The organism is Pseudomonas alloputida, assembly GCF_021283545.2.
GTDB classification, from domain to species: domain Bacteria; phylum Pseudomonadota; class Gammaproteobacteria; order Pseudomonadales; family Pseudomonadaceae; genus Aquipseudomonas; species Aquipseudomonas alloputida.
The window spans coordinates 6,209,216-6,223,682 of sequence record NZ_CP128540.1; the positions used below are offsets into that span (position 1 = coordinate 6,209,216).

13 protein-coding genes are annotated in these 14,467 nt (G+C 61.6%); 4 read left to right on the plus strand and 9 right to left on the minus strand.

Translation table 11 applies throughout. From position 1 onward, the window contains the following. Nucleotides 1–80 precede the first annotated feature (80 nt). Entirely contained in the window at nucleotides 81–1,748 is a 1,668-nt protein-coding gene (locus LU682_RS28670; RefSeq protein ID WP_010955776.1) for a putative bifunctional diguanylate cyclase/phosphodiesterase, read from the minus strand. A 296-nt stretch (nucleotides 1,749–2,044) separates the two neighbouring features. Between LU682_RS28670 and rep the strand changes: the two genes are divergently transcribed. Next, nucleotides 2,045–4,054 (plus strand): DNA helicase Rep, encoded by a 2,010-nt coding sequence (rep, locus tag LU682_RS28675; RefSeq protein ID WP_003253537.1) that lies wholly within the window; start codon nucleotides 2,045–2,047, stop codon nucleotides 4,052–4,054. 64 nt (nucleotides 4,055–4,118) lie between these two features. Beyond that, nucleotides 4,119–4,691, plus strand: a complete 573-nt coding sequence (locus LU682_RS28680; RefSeq protein WP_003253535.1) for a xanthine phosphoribosyltransferase — start codon at nucleotides 4,119–4,121, stop codon at nucleotides 4,689–4,691. 109 nt (nucleotides 4,692–4,800) lie between these two features. Here the strand turns inward: LU682_RS28680 and LU682_RS28685 are convergent, their stop codons facing one another. The 6 genes from LU682_RS28685 to dadA all read right to left on the minus strand — a co-directional run bounded on the left by LU682_RS28685 (nucleotide 4,801) and on the right by dadA (nucleotide 11,544). Then, entirely contained in the window at nucleotides 4,801–6,660 is a 1,860-nt protein-coding gene (locus tag LU682_RS28685) for an acetyl-CoA hydrolase/transferase C-terminal domain-containing protein (RefSeq protein WP_049588356.1), read from the minus strand. Nucleotides 6,661–6,737: 77 nt separating this feature from the next. Beyond that, the gene (locus LU682_RS28690; RefSeq protein WP_232857505.1) at nucleotides 6,738–7,580 is read right to left on the minus strand and encodes an RHS repeat-associated core domain-containing protein; all 843 of its coding nucleotides are present in this window, start codon (nucleotides 7,578–7,580) and stop codon (nucleotides 6,738–6,740) included. Between the two features lie 226 nt (nucleotides 7,581–7,806). Next, on the minus strand, nucleotides 7,807–8,211 hold the full coding sequence (locus LU682_RS28695) for a c-type cytochrome (protein WP_033723760.1): 405 nt from the start codon (nucleotides 8,209–8,211) through the stop codon (nucleotides 7,807–7,809). Nucleotides 8,212–8,365: 154 nt separating this feature from the next. Beyond that, nucleotides 8,366–8,914, minus strand: a complete 549-nt coding sequence (locus LU682_RS28700; protein ID WP_003253526.1) for a cupin domain-containing protein — start codon at nucleotides 8,912–8,914, stop codon at nucleotides 8,366–8,368. Nucleotides 8,915–9,021: 107 nt separating this feature from the next. Next, a complete protein-coding gene (gene alr / locus LU682_RS28705) occupies nucleotides 9,022–10,095 on the minus strand; it encodes an alanine racemase (protein WP_010955779.1) in 1,074 nt (357 codons plus the stop codon). A 144-nt stretch (nucleotides 10,096–10,239) separates the two neighbouring features. Further along, nucleotides 10,240–11,544, minus strand: coding sequence for a D-amino acid dehydrogenase (gene dadA, locus LU682_RS28710; RefSeq protein WP_010955780.1), 1,305 nt, complete (start codon nucleotides 11,542–11,544; stop codon nucleotides 10,240–10,242). A gap of 156 nt (nucleotides 11,545–11,700) precedes the next feature. On the opposite strand from dadA, the gene LU682_RS28715 reads away from it, so the two are divergent. Beyond that, nucleotides 11,701–12,189: an Lrp/AsnC ligand binding domain-containing protein gene (locus LU682_RS28715; protein WP_003253520.1), complete on the plus strand. Its 489-nt coding sequence runs from the start codon at nucleotides 11,701–11,703 to the stop codon at nucleotides 12,187–12,189. 2 nt (nucleotides 12,190–12,191) lie between these two features. Here the strand turns inward: LU682_RS28715 and LU682_RS28720 are convergent, their stop codons facing one another. Beyond that, complete coding sequence (locus LU682_RS28720) at nucleotides 12,192–12,545, minus strand: YkgJ family cysteine cluster protein (RefSeq protein WP_003253518.1); 354 nt, start codon at nucleotides 12,543–12,545, stop codon at nucleotides 12,192–12,194. A gap of 143 nt (nucleotides 12,546–12,688) precedes the next feature. On the opposite strand from LU682_RS28720, the gene LU682_RS28725 reads away from it, so the two are divergent. Then, nucleotides 12,689–13,981, plus strand: a complete 1,293-nt coding sequence (locus LU682_RS28725; RefSeq protein ID WP_010955781.1) for an NAD(P)/FAD-dependent oxidoreductase — start codon at nucleotides 12,689–12,691, stop codon at nucleotides 13,979–13,981. Between the two features lie 143 nt (nucleotides 13,982–14,124). Here the strand turns inward: LU682_RS28725 and LU682_RS28730 are convergent, their stop codons facing one another. Beyond that, nucleotides 14,125–14,355 (minus strand): DUF1127 domain-containing protein, encoded by a 231-nt coding sequence (locus LU682_RS28730; protein WP_003253515.1) that lies wholly within the window; start codon nucleotides 14,353–14,355, stop codon nucleotides 14,125–14,127. Between the last annotated feature and the right edge of the window lie 112 nt (nucleotides 14,356–14,467).

The following is a 14,467-nucleotide window of genomic DNA, read 5'->3' on the forward strand; positions in this document are numbered from 1 at the left end:
TTCCGGGCCTCTTCGCGGGCACGCCCGCTCCCACAGGATTGCGCGGTCCCTGTGGGAGCGGGCGTGCCCGCGAAGAGGCCCTAAAGGACACCCTCCAACTGGCGGCCAGGCGCCTGCAGCAAATACGCCATCAATTCCCCTATCGGTAGCGGTCTGCTGACCAGGAAGCCTTGCACCTGGTCGCAGCCAAACCCGCGCAACAACGTCAGCTGCTCTTCACTCTCCACACCCTCGGCCACCACCTCGAGGTTGAGGTTGTGCGCCAGGTTAATCATGGCGTGTACCAGCTTGCGGTTCTCTTCGCGCATTTCCATTTCCGCAACAAAGCTGCGGTCCACCTTGAGCAAGGTGATCGGCAGGCTGTTTAGGTGCACGAACGAAGAAAACCCGGTGCCGAAATCATCGAGCGAGAAGCGCACGCCCAGGCGACCCAGCGCGTCCATGGTCTGGCGCACCACCTCGTTGCGGCGCATCACCGCCGTCTCGGTCAGCTCGAACTCAAGCCAGCGGGCATCCACACCGTGCTCGAGGATCAGGCGACTCAACGTGGCCAGTAGCTGGCTGTCCTGGAATTGGCGAAAACTCAGGTTGACCGCCATGTGCAACGGTTCCAGGCCGCGCTCGCACAATGCCTGCATGTCACGCAGGGCACGGGAAATAACCCAATAACCCAAGGGCACGATCAGGCCGCTCTGCTCGGCCAGTGGCACGAACTCACTGGGTGGCAACAGCCCGCGCTCGGCATGGCGCCAGCGCACCAGCGCCTCCAGGCCAACAATGCGCCCGTCAGCCAGGTTCAGGCGGGGCTGATAGTGCAGCTCCAGTTCGTCGCGGCGCAGGGCGCGGCGCAACTCGCTTTCCAGGTCAGCAAGGCTGCGGGCGTTGCGGTTGATGCGTTCGTTGAACACATGGAAGGTGCAGCCTTGGCTGCCCTTGGCCTGACGCATGGCGATGTGCGCGTGCCACATCAGCGGATCGGCGCCGCTCTGCGCGCGAGCATGTGCAATGCCCAGGCTGCAGCCCAGCAGCAGGCTTTCGCCGTCGATCCAGTAGGGCTCTGCCAAGGCCTCGACGATGCGCTCGGCAATCCATTCGGCGCGATTGGCATCGCGACGGGTGTCGATCAGCAGGGCGAACTCGTCGCTACCCAGACGTGCCAGCTGGTCGCCCGCCTCCAGCTGATGCTTCAGCCGTGCCACCACCTGCAGGATCAACCGGTCACCGCTCTGGTGGCCCAGGGCGTCGTTGACGTGGCGGAAGTTGTCCAGGTCCAGGTGGCCAAGCGCGACACCACGGCCTTCGTTTTCGGCCAGGCGTGCATTGAGCAAAGCCTGGAAGCCCTGGCGGTTGGCGATGCCGGTCAGCGGGTCCTGCTCGGCAAGGCGCTGCAAGGTGGCGACCAGCACCCCTCGCTCTCGCACATGGCGCAGTGAGCGGCGCAGGGTATCGGCGTTGAGCTGGTCGCGCACCAGCCAGTCACTGACAGCGCTGGGCGCTGCCTCAGGCTCGTGTTCAAGCAGCAGAATAGTCGGCAGCTCGCAACGCCCGGGGGCGGGCTGCAAGGCGGGTGTTGCCAGCACGACGGCCTGACGATCATGGCTGAACAGGCTGTCGACCGCCTCCCAGTTTGGCGCAGTCAATAGCACGGCGCTGCCACCCAGTGCAGGCATGCACGCGTGCAACGAGGCAGCCCATTCCGGCTCATCGGCCAACAGCAGCAAACGCAGAGGTTCGACAGGCGTGGACAAGCGGGCTCCTTAGGGCTTGACGGTGCAACGAGATCTGGCGGGCATGCTACTGCATTCAATGAAAATGATTTTCACTTTTATGCATGTTTTTTCGATCGTAGCATTCCGACGTATTTTGTCGTGCATCCTGCGCGAAACGAATCAAACCGGCAAATATGATTTTTTCAGCTACTAGCATTAGTGACACTAATAATTAGACGGACAAAAGTCTGACTCAGACGTCAGACGGTCGCGCCACAACGGCCCCATGCCTGTTAGAATGCGCGGCTATTTTCTGGCGACCCCCGGTTTCTAGCATGTCCCGACTCAATCCCCGGCAGCAGGAAGCCCGTGACTATGTCGGCGGCCCTCTTTTGGTGCTCGCCGGTGCAGGTTCGGGCAAGACCAGCGTGATCACGCGCAAGATTGCCCACCTCATCCAGAACTGCGGCATCCGCGCCCAGTACATCGTGGCGATGACCTTCACCAACAAGGCTGCGCGCGAGATGAAGGAGCGGGTCGCCACCTTGCTGCGCCCGGGGGAAGGCCGTGGCCTGACCGTGTGTACGTTCCACAACCTGGGCCTGAACATCATCCGCAAGGAACACGAGCGCCTGGGCTATAAGCCGGGTTTCTCGATCTTCGACGAGTCCGACATCAAGGCGTTGCTGTCGGACATCATGCAGAAGGAATACTCCGGCGACGACGGCATCGACGAGATCAAGAACATGATCGGTGCCTGGAAGAACGACCTGGTCCTGCCGCCAGAAGCCCTGGAAAAGGCGCGCAACCCGCGCGAGCAGACCGCCGCCATCGTCTACACCCACTATCAGCGCACGCTCAAGGCGTTCAACGCGGTGGACTTCGACGACCTGATCCTGCAGCCGGTCAAGCTGTTCCAGGAGCACCCCGAGGTGCTGGAGCGCTGGCAGAACCGCGTGCGTTACCTGCTGGTGGACGAATACCAGGACACCAACGCCAGCCAGTACCTGCTGGTGAAAATGCTGATCGGCATGCGCAACCAGTTTACCGTGGTGGGCGACGACGACCAGTCGATCTACGCCTGGCGTGGTGCGCGCCCCGAGAACCTGATGCTGCTCAAGGAGGACTACCCCTCCCTGAAGATCGTCATGCTCGAACAGAACTACCGTTCCACCAGCCGCATCCTGCGCTGCGCCAACGTGTTGATCGCCAACAATCCGCATGCGTTCGAAAAGCAGCTGTGGAGCGAAATGGGCGTGGGCGACGAGATCCGCGTGATCCGCTGCAAGAACGAGGAAGCCGAGGCCGAACGCGTGGCCATGGAAATCCTCACCTTGCACCTGCGCACCAACCGCCCGTACAGCGACTTTGCCATCCTTTACCGCGGCAACTACCAGGCCAAGCTGATCGAACTGAAGTTGCAGCACCACCAGGTGCCGTATCGCCTGTCGGGCGGTAACAGCTTCTTCGGCCGCCAGGAGGTCAAGGACCTGATGGCCTACCTGCGCCTGCTGGTGAACCCGGACGACGACAACGCCTACCTGCGGGTAATCAACGTGCCGCGCCGCGAGATCGGCTCCACCACCCTGGAAAAGCTCGGCAACTACGCCACCGAGCGCGGCATTTCGATGTACGCCGCCAGCGAAGAGCTGGGCCTGGGCGAGCACCTGGACGCGCGCTACACCGAGCGCTTGCAGCGTTTCAAGCACTGGCTGGACGGGGTGCGCCACAAGGTTGCCCTGGAAGACCCGATTGCCGCACTGCACGAGATGATCCGCGACATCGACTACGAGAACTGGATCCGCCAGCAGACCGCCAGCGACAAAGCTGCCGAGTTCCGCATCAGCAACGTCTGGTTCCTGGTCGAAGCGCTGAAGAACACCCTCGAGAAGGACGAAGAGGGTGACATGACCATCGAGGACGCCATCGGCAAGCTGGTGCTGCGCGACATGCTCGAGCGCCAGCAGGAAGAGGAAGAGAACGCCGAGGGCGTGCAGATGATGACCCTGCATGCCTCCAAGGGCCTGGAATTCCCCTACGTGTTCATCATGGGCATGGAAGAGGAAATCCTCCCGCACCGCTCCAGCATCGAGGCCGACACCATCGAAGAGGAACGCCGCCTGGCCTACGTGGGTATCACCCGCGCGCGCCAGACCCTGGCCTTCACCTTCGCCGCCAAGCGCAAGCAGTACGGTGAAATCATCGACTGCACGCCCAGCCGGTTCCTTGACGAACTGCCACCGGACGACCTGGCCTGGGAGGGCCTGGACGATGCGCCGGTCGAGGTGAAGGCCGCTCGCGGCAACAACGCCCTGGCCGATATCCGGGCAATGCTCAAACGCTGATCAACCATTACTCTTTAACTTTGCCGCCTCCAGCGGCCACCTTTGTTACATCGAGGAAATCACAGTGGAAGCACTGCATCAGAAGATTCGCGAAGAAGGCATCGTGCTTTCCGATCAGGTTCTCAAAGTCGACGCGTTTCTCAACCACCAGATCGATCCGGCGCTGATGCAGCTGATCGGTGACGAGTTTGCCCGCCTGTTCGCCGATGCCGGCGTGACCAAGATCGTCACCATCGAAGCCTCGGGCATTGCCCCAGCGGTGATGACCGGCCTGAAACTGGGTGTGCCGGTCATCTTCGCTCGCAAGCACCAGTCGCTGACCCTGACCGAAAACCTGCTGACCGCCTCGGTATATTCCTTCACCAAACAGACCGAGAACACCGTGGCCATTTCGCCGCGTCACCTCAACAGCAGCGACCGCGTGCTGGTGATCGATGACTTCCTGGCCAACGGCAAAGCCTCCCAAGCGCTGATCTCGATCATCAAGCAGGCAGGTGCCACCGTGGCGGGCCTGGGTATCGTGATCGAGAAGTCGTTCCAGGGCGGCCGTGCCGAACTGGACAGCCAGGGTTACCGCGTTGAATCGCTGGCCCGGGTGAAGTCGCTGGAAGGTGGTGTGGTCAGCTTCATCGAATAAACGCGACACCTGCTTCGCGGGCACGCCCGCTCCCACAGGTGCAGCACAGGTCTCGAACGCTGTGCCGTACCTGTGGGAGCGGGCGTGCCCGCGAATGGCCGCAACCCTTTTATCTGGTTGCCGCCAGCCCCGCCAACAACAAGCGCTGGTAAAGTTCTTCTTTAAGCCCCTGCGGCTGCCCCAACTGCATCCGCCCCAGGTGGCTTTCATACCCCTCCGGCCCCGGTGCATCCAACGCTGCCTTGCCCAGCTCCAGCACCTCGCTCAGCTTGAACTTGCTCTTCAACCAGTTCAGCGCCCGCAACAGATCCCGCTCCTCGGCCGTAAAGTCCGTGCCCATCGGATACTCCGGGAACAGCCGCGCATGCTGTGCCCTGATCGCCTCCAGGCGTTGCGGGGTATTGTCGGTAAAGCGCGCCTCCAGCTGAAAGTCGTCGGCAAGCTTGCCAGCGTCTTTGGCCTGCTTGATCAGGCCCGGCTGAAACCGCGAATCGCTCACCGCCAACAACCGCGCAATCACTTCGCTGTCAGTCTGCCCACGCAAGTCCGCAATGCCGTACTCGGTCACCACGATATCGCGCAGGTGCCGGGGAATGGTGCAGTGGCCATAGGTCCAGAACAGGTTCGAGGTCACCTCCCCGCCTGCCTCGCGCCAGCTGCGCAAGAGCAGGATCGAACGCCCGCCCTCCAGCGCATGGCCCTGGGCAACGAAGTTGTACTGCCCGCCCACGCCACTGAGCACCCGGCCGTCTTCCAGCTGGTCGGCCACCCCGGCGCCGAGCAGGGTCATGCCAAACGCGGTGTTGATGAAGCGCGCATCACGACGTTGTCGGCGCTTGAGTGCCTCCTGCCCGTAGAGCTCGTTGATGAAGCTGATACGGGTCATGACAAACTGCGCGCGCTGCTCCAGCGGCATCTCGCGCAAGCGCTGGTAGAACGCTTGCGGGCCGAGAAAAAAGCCGCCATGCAGTATTGCGCCCTGCTCGTCCGCCGGGCGTCGTAGCAGCCCTGCTTCGGCCAGCACCAGCAGGCCGTTGACGAACATCTCGCTGCAGCCGTACAAGCCGTGGGTAAGGGTGTCCAGGCCCCCTTCTCGCTCGATCAACGCCTGCCACGGTCCGACATCCAGCGCCTTGAGCACCGCACGGTAACCGGCGTTGTCGCCCTGACGTGCCAGCAATGCCGCGGCAACCGCATCGCCCATGGCACCAATGCCGATCTGCAGGGTGCCGCCGTCACGCACCAGGCTGCTGGCGTGCAGGCCGATGCAGTGGTCCTGAATGCCAACCGGCATGTTTGGTGTGGAAAACAGCCGACGTTGCTCGACTTCATCGAGCAGCAGGTCGAAGGCATCGATGGGCAGCTCGGCATCGCCTGGCATGTAGGGCAGTTCGGCATGCACCTGGCCCAGCATGAGGATGGTTTCGCCTGCAGCGCGGCGCTTGGCGATCATCGGCAGCAGGTCGAGGGTGATGTCTGGGTTGCAGGCCAGGCTCAGGTGCACGGGCTTTTCGGGGGTGGCGGCCACCAACTGGGCTATCAGGTTCAGGCCCTTGGCGTTGATATCACGTGCGGCGTGGCTGTAGTTGCTGCTGACGTAGTCCTGCTGGGCCGATTCGCTGTGCAGCAGGCTGCCGGGCTGCATGAAGAACTGTTCGACCCGAATATTGGGTGGCAACGTGTCGTTGCGCAGGTCTGCGAGGTAACTGAGCTCTTCGTAGTCAGCAAAGACACGCTCGACGAAGGGTTCGAGAAAGCGCCGCTGCAGGCCATCGCCCAGTGGCGGGCGGCCGAGGGAAAGTGCGGTATAGATGGTCAGGCGCCGTTCGGGCAGCTCGCGTACGCGGGCGTAAAGCGCGTTGACGAAGGCGTTGGGTTTCCCCAGGCCCAAAGGCAGGCCCATATGGATATGGGCTGGCAGCCGGGACAAGACCTGCTCGACAGCCTGGTCGATGGAGCAGAGGTGCATGGGGCCTCCTGAAACATCCGTGGGTTCAGGGGTTGGACATGAGCTCAAGCGGGTTGGTTGCCTAGGGCAAACTCTGGTCAACCCCACCTTACTTTAAGCGTCTTACTAATTAAAAATGGAAATACCACTTCTTCGCTCACATGAACCTTGTGATACGCGCTATTATCGATCGCTATCGCATTTTTATGAACATACCAATAGTCCTTACCGCGAACCCAGGACTCAGACTCATGCACGTAAAACCCTACTATAGATCCGTCCTGGCCTGTGTAGTTGCTGGCCGCATCAATATTCGTTGTGCCATAAACGTGCGCGCCGTAGGATCCATTCTTTTTATAGCCAGGATCGAGCCCGCTCAACAATGATTTAACATGCTCTTTCTGAGCACCATGCACCATCCTCAATACATAGCCATCCGGCACACTTTTCGGCGATTTGACCACCTTGATCTTTGTATCGGAAGGTATATCACTGTAGGTCTTGGTAATTACTTCGGTTTCAAAAACAATCGCCCGGTGCAACTTCCCAGACGTCGTAGGCTTTTTCTTTGGAAAAAAATACCTGAACAATCGCGAGACAAATTTGAAGAAAGAGAAATAACCGCTCGGGTCTTCCCGGTTAACCGGGTCTCCTAGGCAGTAGGCATAAGAGTTCAGACCACCCGCTGCGAACGGGCTCATGCTGTCCGGGCTAATAAAGCGCATCAATGATGGGTTAAATGCTCGACGACCGTTACCCAGTAGATAACAGCCGGTAACAGGGTCCTGTCGGCCGCCATTAAAGCCGAGCACGGCCTGGAAAATCGAGAGATAGCCATAAGGCGAATAGGCCAGATGCCGAAGGGCGCTGCCGGGGATCAGCTTTTGCGGCTGTGTTCGACCGGCTGCATGTTGCTCGGGACAGTTATCGCCCAGATCCATTGTTAGCCACCACTTCAATCAGAAGCGTCAGTGTTCTTCAGAACCCTGAAAAATAGAACTGGTAAAAATGCTAGTTCTCATGGAATCAGGCTCAGCCCGATTGGAGCTTCTGGAGACATCCATGGACATGGCTCTAGCGGGTTGGTTGCCTGTGCTGGACCTTTCTCGGGCACCACAAAAACAAAGCCCGCCATCAACGGCGGGCCTCATGCAATTCAGCTGTAAATCACAACCCGGACATTTTCTTGATCGCCCCTTTCAGGTCTTCATCCGAGCAGTCTGCACAGGTGCCCTTTGGCGGCATGGCGTTGATACCAGTAATGGCCTTGGCCAGGATGCCATCCAGACCGCCCTGGTGGTCGGCGCGTTCTTTCCACGCGGCGGTGTCACCAATTTTAGGCGCGCCGAGCAAGCCGCTGCCATGGCAGGCGTTGCAGTGCTTGGCGATGATTTCATCCGGCGTTTTGGCTCCCCCGCCACCCGCTGCAGCGGCCACTTCCATGCCTTTGCACTCCTGGCCCTGGACGCACACCTGGCCAACCGGCTCCAGGCGTTTGGCAATGTCGTCATTGGTCGCAGCGGTTGCGCTCATTGCCCAGAGGGCGAATACGGCTGCTGGTACGGCCAGCATCTTCTTGATTTGATTCACGCGAACACCCTCATGGTGGCTAATCACGCTCGCGGCCACGGATCGGCGAGCGTTGAAAAGTATAGCGGGAACCCAGAGGCCGTGAAACGACCCCACACAGGAAAGGGGTATTGCCGAATCAATGCACTGCGCTGGATCAAAAGTTTGAAGGCGTCGCCGCACTGATCAGCCGCGCCGGCTGGTCGAATGGGTTGCGGAAGCGGTGCGGGCGGGTGCTTTCGAAGTAGTAGCTGTCGCCTTCTTCGAGAACGAAAATCTCGTTGCCGACCACCAGCTCCAGGCGGCCTTCAAGCAGGATACCGGTCTCCTCGCCGTCGTGGGTGAGCATCTCGGCACCGGTGTCCGCACCTGGCGGGTACACCTCGGTCAGAAAAGCGATGGCACGGTTGGGGTGCGACTTGCCCACCAGCTTCATGGTCACAGCACCGTCTGAGATATCGATCAGCTCATGGGCCTTGTAGACGATCTGAGTGGGGCTTTGGGGCTCCAGCTCGACCGAAAAGAATTCGACCATGGACATGGGAATGCCGCTAAGCACTTTGCGCAGCGAGCTGATAGAGGGGCTTACGCTGTTCTTCTCGATCATCGAGATGGTGCTGTTGGTCACGCCAGCACGCTTGGCGAGTTCGCGCTGCGACAGGCCCTTGAGCTTGCGGATGGCTTGCAGTCGTTCGCCGACGTCCAAAGCTGGAGCCTCCTGAAACGGTGAAAGGGGGGTGGATGTGAACGATATCATGGCAATGCCGTTCAGTATTTACAACACACCGCCCCCAACCTGTCCGCTTCAGCGTCTCATTCGCCGATGTAGTCCCGTGGTACCCGCTTCAGGTTACAGAAGATCTGATAGGGAATAGTGCCCGCATGCGCGGCCACTTCACTGGCCAGCACCTGCTTGCCCCAGAATTCGACCGGGCTGCCGACAGTGGCTTGCGGTACGTCGGTGAGGTCGATGCTGAGCATGTCCATCGACACCCGGCCGATCAGCTGGGTGCGCTTGCCAGCGACCAGCACCGGGGTGCCGTTAGGCGCCTGGCGCGGGTAGCCATCGGCATAGCCCATGGCGACCACACCCACGCGGGTCGGCCGAGGGCTGACGAACTTGGCACCATAGCCAACCGGCTCGCCGGCAGGCAGCTCGCGCACGCTGATCACCCGCGATTGCAGGGTCATCACCGGTTGCAGGCGTGCGGCCTCGGCCTGCGCCACTTCGAACGGCGTGGCGCCGTACAGCATCAGGCCTGGGCGCACCCAGTCGCTGGGCGCTTGCGGCCAGCCCAGCACGCCGGGCGAGTTACGCAGGCTGCATTCGGCGGCCAGGCCCTGTCGGGCAGCTTCGAACACGGCGATTTGCTGGGAGGTAGCGTCAGCGTCCAGTTCGTCGGCGCGAGCGAAGTGGGTCATCAACACGATGCGCGAAACCTTGCCGCTGGCCAGCAGTCGCTGGTAGGCATCGTGGTAGTCCTTGGGGTGCAGGCCAACGCGGTGCATGCCACTGTCCAGCTTCAGCCAGACGTTGAGCGGTTTGTGCAGCGGGGTTTTCTCGATGGCTTCCAGTTGCCACAGCGAGTGCACCACGCACCACAGGTCGTGCTCGGCGATCAGCGCCAGTTCGCTGGCTTCAAAAAAACCTTCCAGCAGCAGTACCGGGGCTTTGATACCGGCGGCGCGCAGTTCCAGCGCCTCTTCGATGCAGGCCACGGCAAAGCCGTCGGCTTCGGCCTCGAGGGCCAGGGCGCAGCGCACGGCGCCGTGGCCGTAGGCATCGGCCTTGATCACGGCGAGGGCTTTGGCACCCGTCAGTTCACGGGCCAGACGGTAGTTGTGGCGCAGGGCCTGGAGGTCGATCAGGGCGCGGGCGGGACGCATAGCGGCTGCCTTATGGTGGTTCGGGTTGAAATCGGTGGTGGATTATTCGCGGGCTTGCCCGCTCCCACAGGTCGTGCACAGCTTTCAAAAGCGGTGGTGTTCCTGTGGGAGCGGGCAAGCCCGCAAATGGGCCGGCACAGGCTGTTACTGCTGGTGAGCCGGCGCGCTTTGCCCGTGCTTGGCCACTTCCCGGCTATTGCCATAACGGGAGATATCCAGGCCTTCGGCACTGATCTGCGGCTTCTTGCGCGCAATCAGGTCGGCCAGCAGGCGGCCGGAACCGCACGCCATGGTCCAGCCCAAGGTACCGTGACCGGTGTTCAGGAACAGGTTGCGGAACGCCGTGGCACCCACGATCGGTGTGCCGTCCGGGGTCGCCGGGCGCAAGCCGGTCCAGAAGCTGGCCTGGCTCAGGTCACCGCCGCGAGGATAAAGGTCGTTGACGATCATCTCCAGCGTTTCGCGCCGACGCGGGTTCAGCGACAGGTCAAAACCAGCGATTTCAGCCATGCCCCCAACGCGGATGCGGTTGTCGAAACGGGTGATGGCAACCTTGTAGGTCTCGTCGAGAATGGTCGAAGTCGGGGCCATGTCGCTGTTGGTGATCGGCACGGTCAGCGAATAGCCTTTCAGCGGATACACCGGAGCCTTGATGCCCAGCGGCTTGAGCATCTGTGGCGAGTAGCTGCCCAGCGCCAGCACGTAGCGGTCTGCCGTTTCCAGCTTGCCGTCGATCCACACGCCATTGATGCGGTCACCCGCGAAGTCCAGGCGCTGGATGTCCTGGCCGAAGCGGAACTCCACGCCCAGCTTCAACGCCATGTCGGCAAGCTTGGTGGTAAACAGCTGGCAGTCGCCAGTCTGGTCGTTCGGCAGGCGCAGGGCGCCGGCCAGGATATCTTTCACGCCGGCCAGGGCGGGTTCGACGCGGGCAATGCCGTCGCGGTCGAGCAGCTCGTAGGGCACACCGGACTGTTCGAGTACGGCAATGTCCTTGGCCGCAGCATCGACCTGGGCCTGGGTGCGGAACAGCTGGGTGGTGCCCAGGCTGCGGTTTTCGTAGTTGATGCCGGTTTCGGCGCGCAGCTCGTCGAGGCAGTCACGGCTGTACTCGGACAGGCGCACCATGCGCTCCTTGTTCACCGCGTAGCGGCTGGCAGTGCAGTTGCGCAGCATCTGTGCCATCCACAGGTACTGGTCGACATCGCCCGTGAGCTTGATGGCCAGGGGGGCGTGACGCTCCAGCAGCCACTTGATGGCTTTGAGCGGTACGCCAGGCGCAGCCCAGGGCGAGGCATAGCCGGGCGAGATCTGGCCGGCGTTGGCAAAGCTGGTTTCCATGGCCACCGCCGGCTGGCGGTCGACCACCGTGACTTCGAAACCTTGCCGGGCCAGGTAGTAGGCACTGGCGGTTCCGATTACACCGCTACCAAGTACCAGAACTCGCATCGTTTTATCCCTCACACGCGGCGCGCCGCACACTTTTATTGAAATGGCATGAATGGGCGCAGTATAGGAATTTGAGACCAGTGCAATTCACTATATAAAAGCCTATTATTGGCGAGAATTCTCGGCAAAATCGCCTTTCACGGAGGGGCATCCCCTATGAGAACCCAGCACCAGACCAAGCGTGAACTGGACAAGATCGACCGCAACATCCTGCGTATCCTGCAGAATGACGGGCGTATTTCCTTCACCGAACTGGGCGAGAAAGTTGGGCTGTCCACCACTCCTTGTACCGAGCGGGTTCGCCGCCTTGAGCGCGAGGGCATCATCATGGGCTACAACGCCCGCCTGAACCCGCAGCACCTCAAGGGCAGCCTGCTGGTGTTCGTGGAAATCAGCCTGGACTACAAGTCGGGCGATACCTTCGAGGAGTTCCGCCGCGCGGTCTTGAAGCTGCCCCACGTGCTGGAATGCCACCTGGTGTCGGGTGACTTCGACTATCTGGTTAAAGCGCGTATTTCGGAAATGGCCTCATACCGCAAGCTGCTCGGCGACATCCTGCTGAAACTGCCGCACGTGCGCGAATCGAAGAGCTACATCGTGATGGAAGAGGTGAAGGAGAGCCTTTGCCTGCCGATCCCGGACTGAGGCTAGACCAGCACCTGGCGGGTGGTGGCAATGAACTGGTGGACCAACTGTTCAGCGGCGGGGTCGATCATCGGTTCAGGGCCACGACCACGCGGGCAGGCCATGCGCGGGGTGGTACCGAACAACCGGCAGATCATCGGCCGCTCTTCATACACCGTGCAGCCGTTGGGGCCCAGGTGCACGCAGTCCAGACGCTCCAGAGCAGCGTCCTGCTCGGCCTGGGACTTGCGCGGCAGGCGGGCCATTTCCTCCGCCGAGGTAGTGACCGGGCCGCAGCAGTCGTGGCAGCCGGGCTCGCACTCGAAAGAGGGGATGAGTTCGCGCAGGAAGTGGATCTTGTGGCGGTTGCAGGACATGACGGGATACAAGCTGACAAAGTGATTGGATTATAGGCTTATTCGCGGGTTCACCCGCGAACGAGTATGAAGCCCTCGCTGGTTGCCCGGCCGCGATGGCACAGCTTATCCTCGTCCCCCCTCCATTTTTCAGGGCCGCCCCAATGATCCACAGCGCGCAGCACGCCGCCTCCTATTACGCCGCCAGCAGCGCGCCACACCCCGACCACGCCTACCTGCAAGGCGAACACAACGCCGACGTGTGCATCATCGGCGGCGGCTACTCGGGCCTGAACACCGCCATCGAGCTGGCCGAGCGTGGTTTCTCGGTCATCCTGCTGGAAGCGCGCAAACTTGGCTGGGGCGCCAGTGGGCGCAATGGCGGGCAACTGATCCGAGGGGTCGGTCATGGTCTGGAGCAGTTCCTCCCGGTCATCGGAGAAGAAGGCGTGCGCACCATGAAACTGATGGGCCTGGAGGCCGTACAGATCGTGCGCGAGCGGGTAGAAAAGCATGCTATCGCCTGCGACCTGGCCTGGGGCTACTGCGACCTGGCCAACAAACCCGCCGAGCTGCTGGGCTTTGCCCAAGACGCCGAGGAGCTGCGCGGTCTGGGCTATGCACATGAGCTGCGGCTGGTCGGCAAGGACGATATCCACAGCGTGGTGGGTGCCGACTGCTATGTGGGGGGGCTGGTCGACATGGGCTCCGGGCATCTGCATCCGCTCAATCTGGCATTGGGTGAAGCCGCCGCAGCCGCCCGCCTGGGCGTGAAGTTGTTCGAGCAATCCGAAGTCACCCGCATCGACTACGGCACTGAAGTGCAGGTGCATACTGCCCAAGGCCGGGTACGCGCCAAGACCCTGGTACTGTGCTGCAACGCCTACCACAACGACCTCAATCGCGAGCTGGGCGGCAAGGTGCTGCCGGCCGGCAGCTACATCATCGCCACCGAGCCGCTGGGCGAAGAACGCGCACGCACATTGCTGCCGCAGAATATGGCGGTGTGTGACCAGCGCGTGGCGCTGGACTACTACCGCCTGTCCGCCGACCACCGCCTGCTGTTTGGCGGTGCCTGCCACTATTCAGGCCGCGACCCGAAGGACATCGCCGCCTACATGCGGCCGAAGATGCTCAAGGTGTTCCCGCAGCTTGCCGACGTGCGCATCGACTACCAGTGGGGTGGCATGATCGGCATTGGTGCCAATCGCCTGCCGCAGGTTGGCCGCCTGGCCAGCCAGCCGAACGTGTATTACGCCCAGGCCTACTCGGGCCATGGGCTCAACGCCACCCACCTGGCCGCGCGCCTGCTGGGTGAAGCCATCAGTGGCCAGGAAAGCGGGCGCTTCGACCTTTTCAACAAGGTGCCGCACATCACCTTCCCTGGCGGCAAGCACCTGCGCTCGCCACTGCTGGCGCTGGGAATGCTGTGGCATCGCCTCAAAGAGCTGACTTGAAAGTCCCCATCCTTGTGGCAGCAACTGTCTTGCTTAAAATCTAAAAGCTGACGCGCCCCCTGTGGGAGCGGGCGTGCCCGCTCCCACAGGGTCGGTGCAAGTTTCAAGTCTGGGGAACAACAGGCCCTCCAGCGACCATCGTGTCAGTCCTTCCAGAAGGGTTTCCGCCCTTCGATCCGGGCCTGCTCCCAGCTCAGCCCGACATCGCGCAACTCGTCATCGGTCAGCTGCAGCAACGCCCTGCGGGTATGCCAGCGATGCAGCATCAGCCCCCAACGCCCCAAACCCTCTGGCGCGTTGAACACCTTGGCCTGCTGCCCGGCTTCCAGTTCCTTGGCCAACAGTTGCAAGCGCACATCGCTCATGCCACCCATCACCGCATCCTCCCGTTCAGTTGTTACCGTGGAGAAAGCATGCGCGTCGGCACCCTCGACAATACAGATCCAATACAGCCTTATTATTCCCATACAGAATTGGCCGCTGGTC

Excerpts from the sequence above, each read along its gene's own strand:
- rep (WP_003253537.1), top strand. The coding sequence starts at position 2,045 with ATGTCCCGACTCAATCCCCGGCAGCAGGAAGCCCGTGACTATGTCGGC.
- LU682_RS28685 (WP_049588356.1), bottom strand. The coding sequence starts at position 6,660 with ATGCACCTCTGCTCCATCGACCAGGCTGTCGAGCAGGTCTTGTCCCGG.
- LU682_RS28690 (WP_232857505.1), bottom strand. The coding sequence starts at position 7,580 with ATGGATCTGGGCGATAACTGTCCCGAGCAACATGCAGCCGGTCGAACA.
- LU682_RS28695 (WP_033723760.1), bottom strand. The coding sequence starts at position 8,211 with ATGCTGGCCGTACCAGCAGCCGTATTCGCCCTCTGGGCAATGAGCGCA.
- alr (WP_010955779.1), bottom strand. The coding sequence starts at position 10,095 with ATGCGTCCCGCCCGCGCCCTGATCGACCTCCAGGCCCTGCGCCACAAC.
- dadA (WP_010955780.1), bottom strand. The coding sequence starts at position 11,544 with ATGCGAGTTCTGGTACTTGGTAGCGGTGTAATCGGAACCGCCAGTGCC.
- LU682_RS28715 (WP_003253520.1), top strand. The coding sequence starts at position 11,701 with ATGAGAACCCAGCACCAGACCAAGCGTGAACTGGACAAGATCGACCGC.
- LU682_RS28720 (WP_003253518.1), bottom strand. The coding sequence starts at position 12,545 with ATGTCCTGCAACCGCCACAAGATCCACTTCCTGCGCGAACTCATCCCC.
- LU682_RS28725 (WP_010955781.1), top strand. The coding sequence starts at position 12,689 with ATGATCCACAGCGCGCAGCACGCCGCCTCCTATTACGCCGCCAGCAGC.
- LU682_RS28730 (WP_003253515.1), bottom strand. The coding sequence starts at position 14,355 with ATGGGTGGCATGAGCGATGTGCGCTTGCAACTGTTGGCCAAGGAACTG.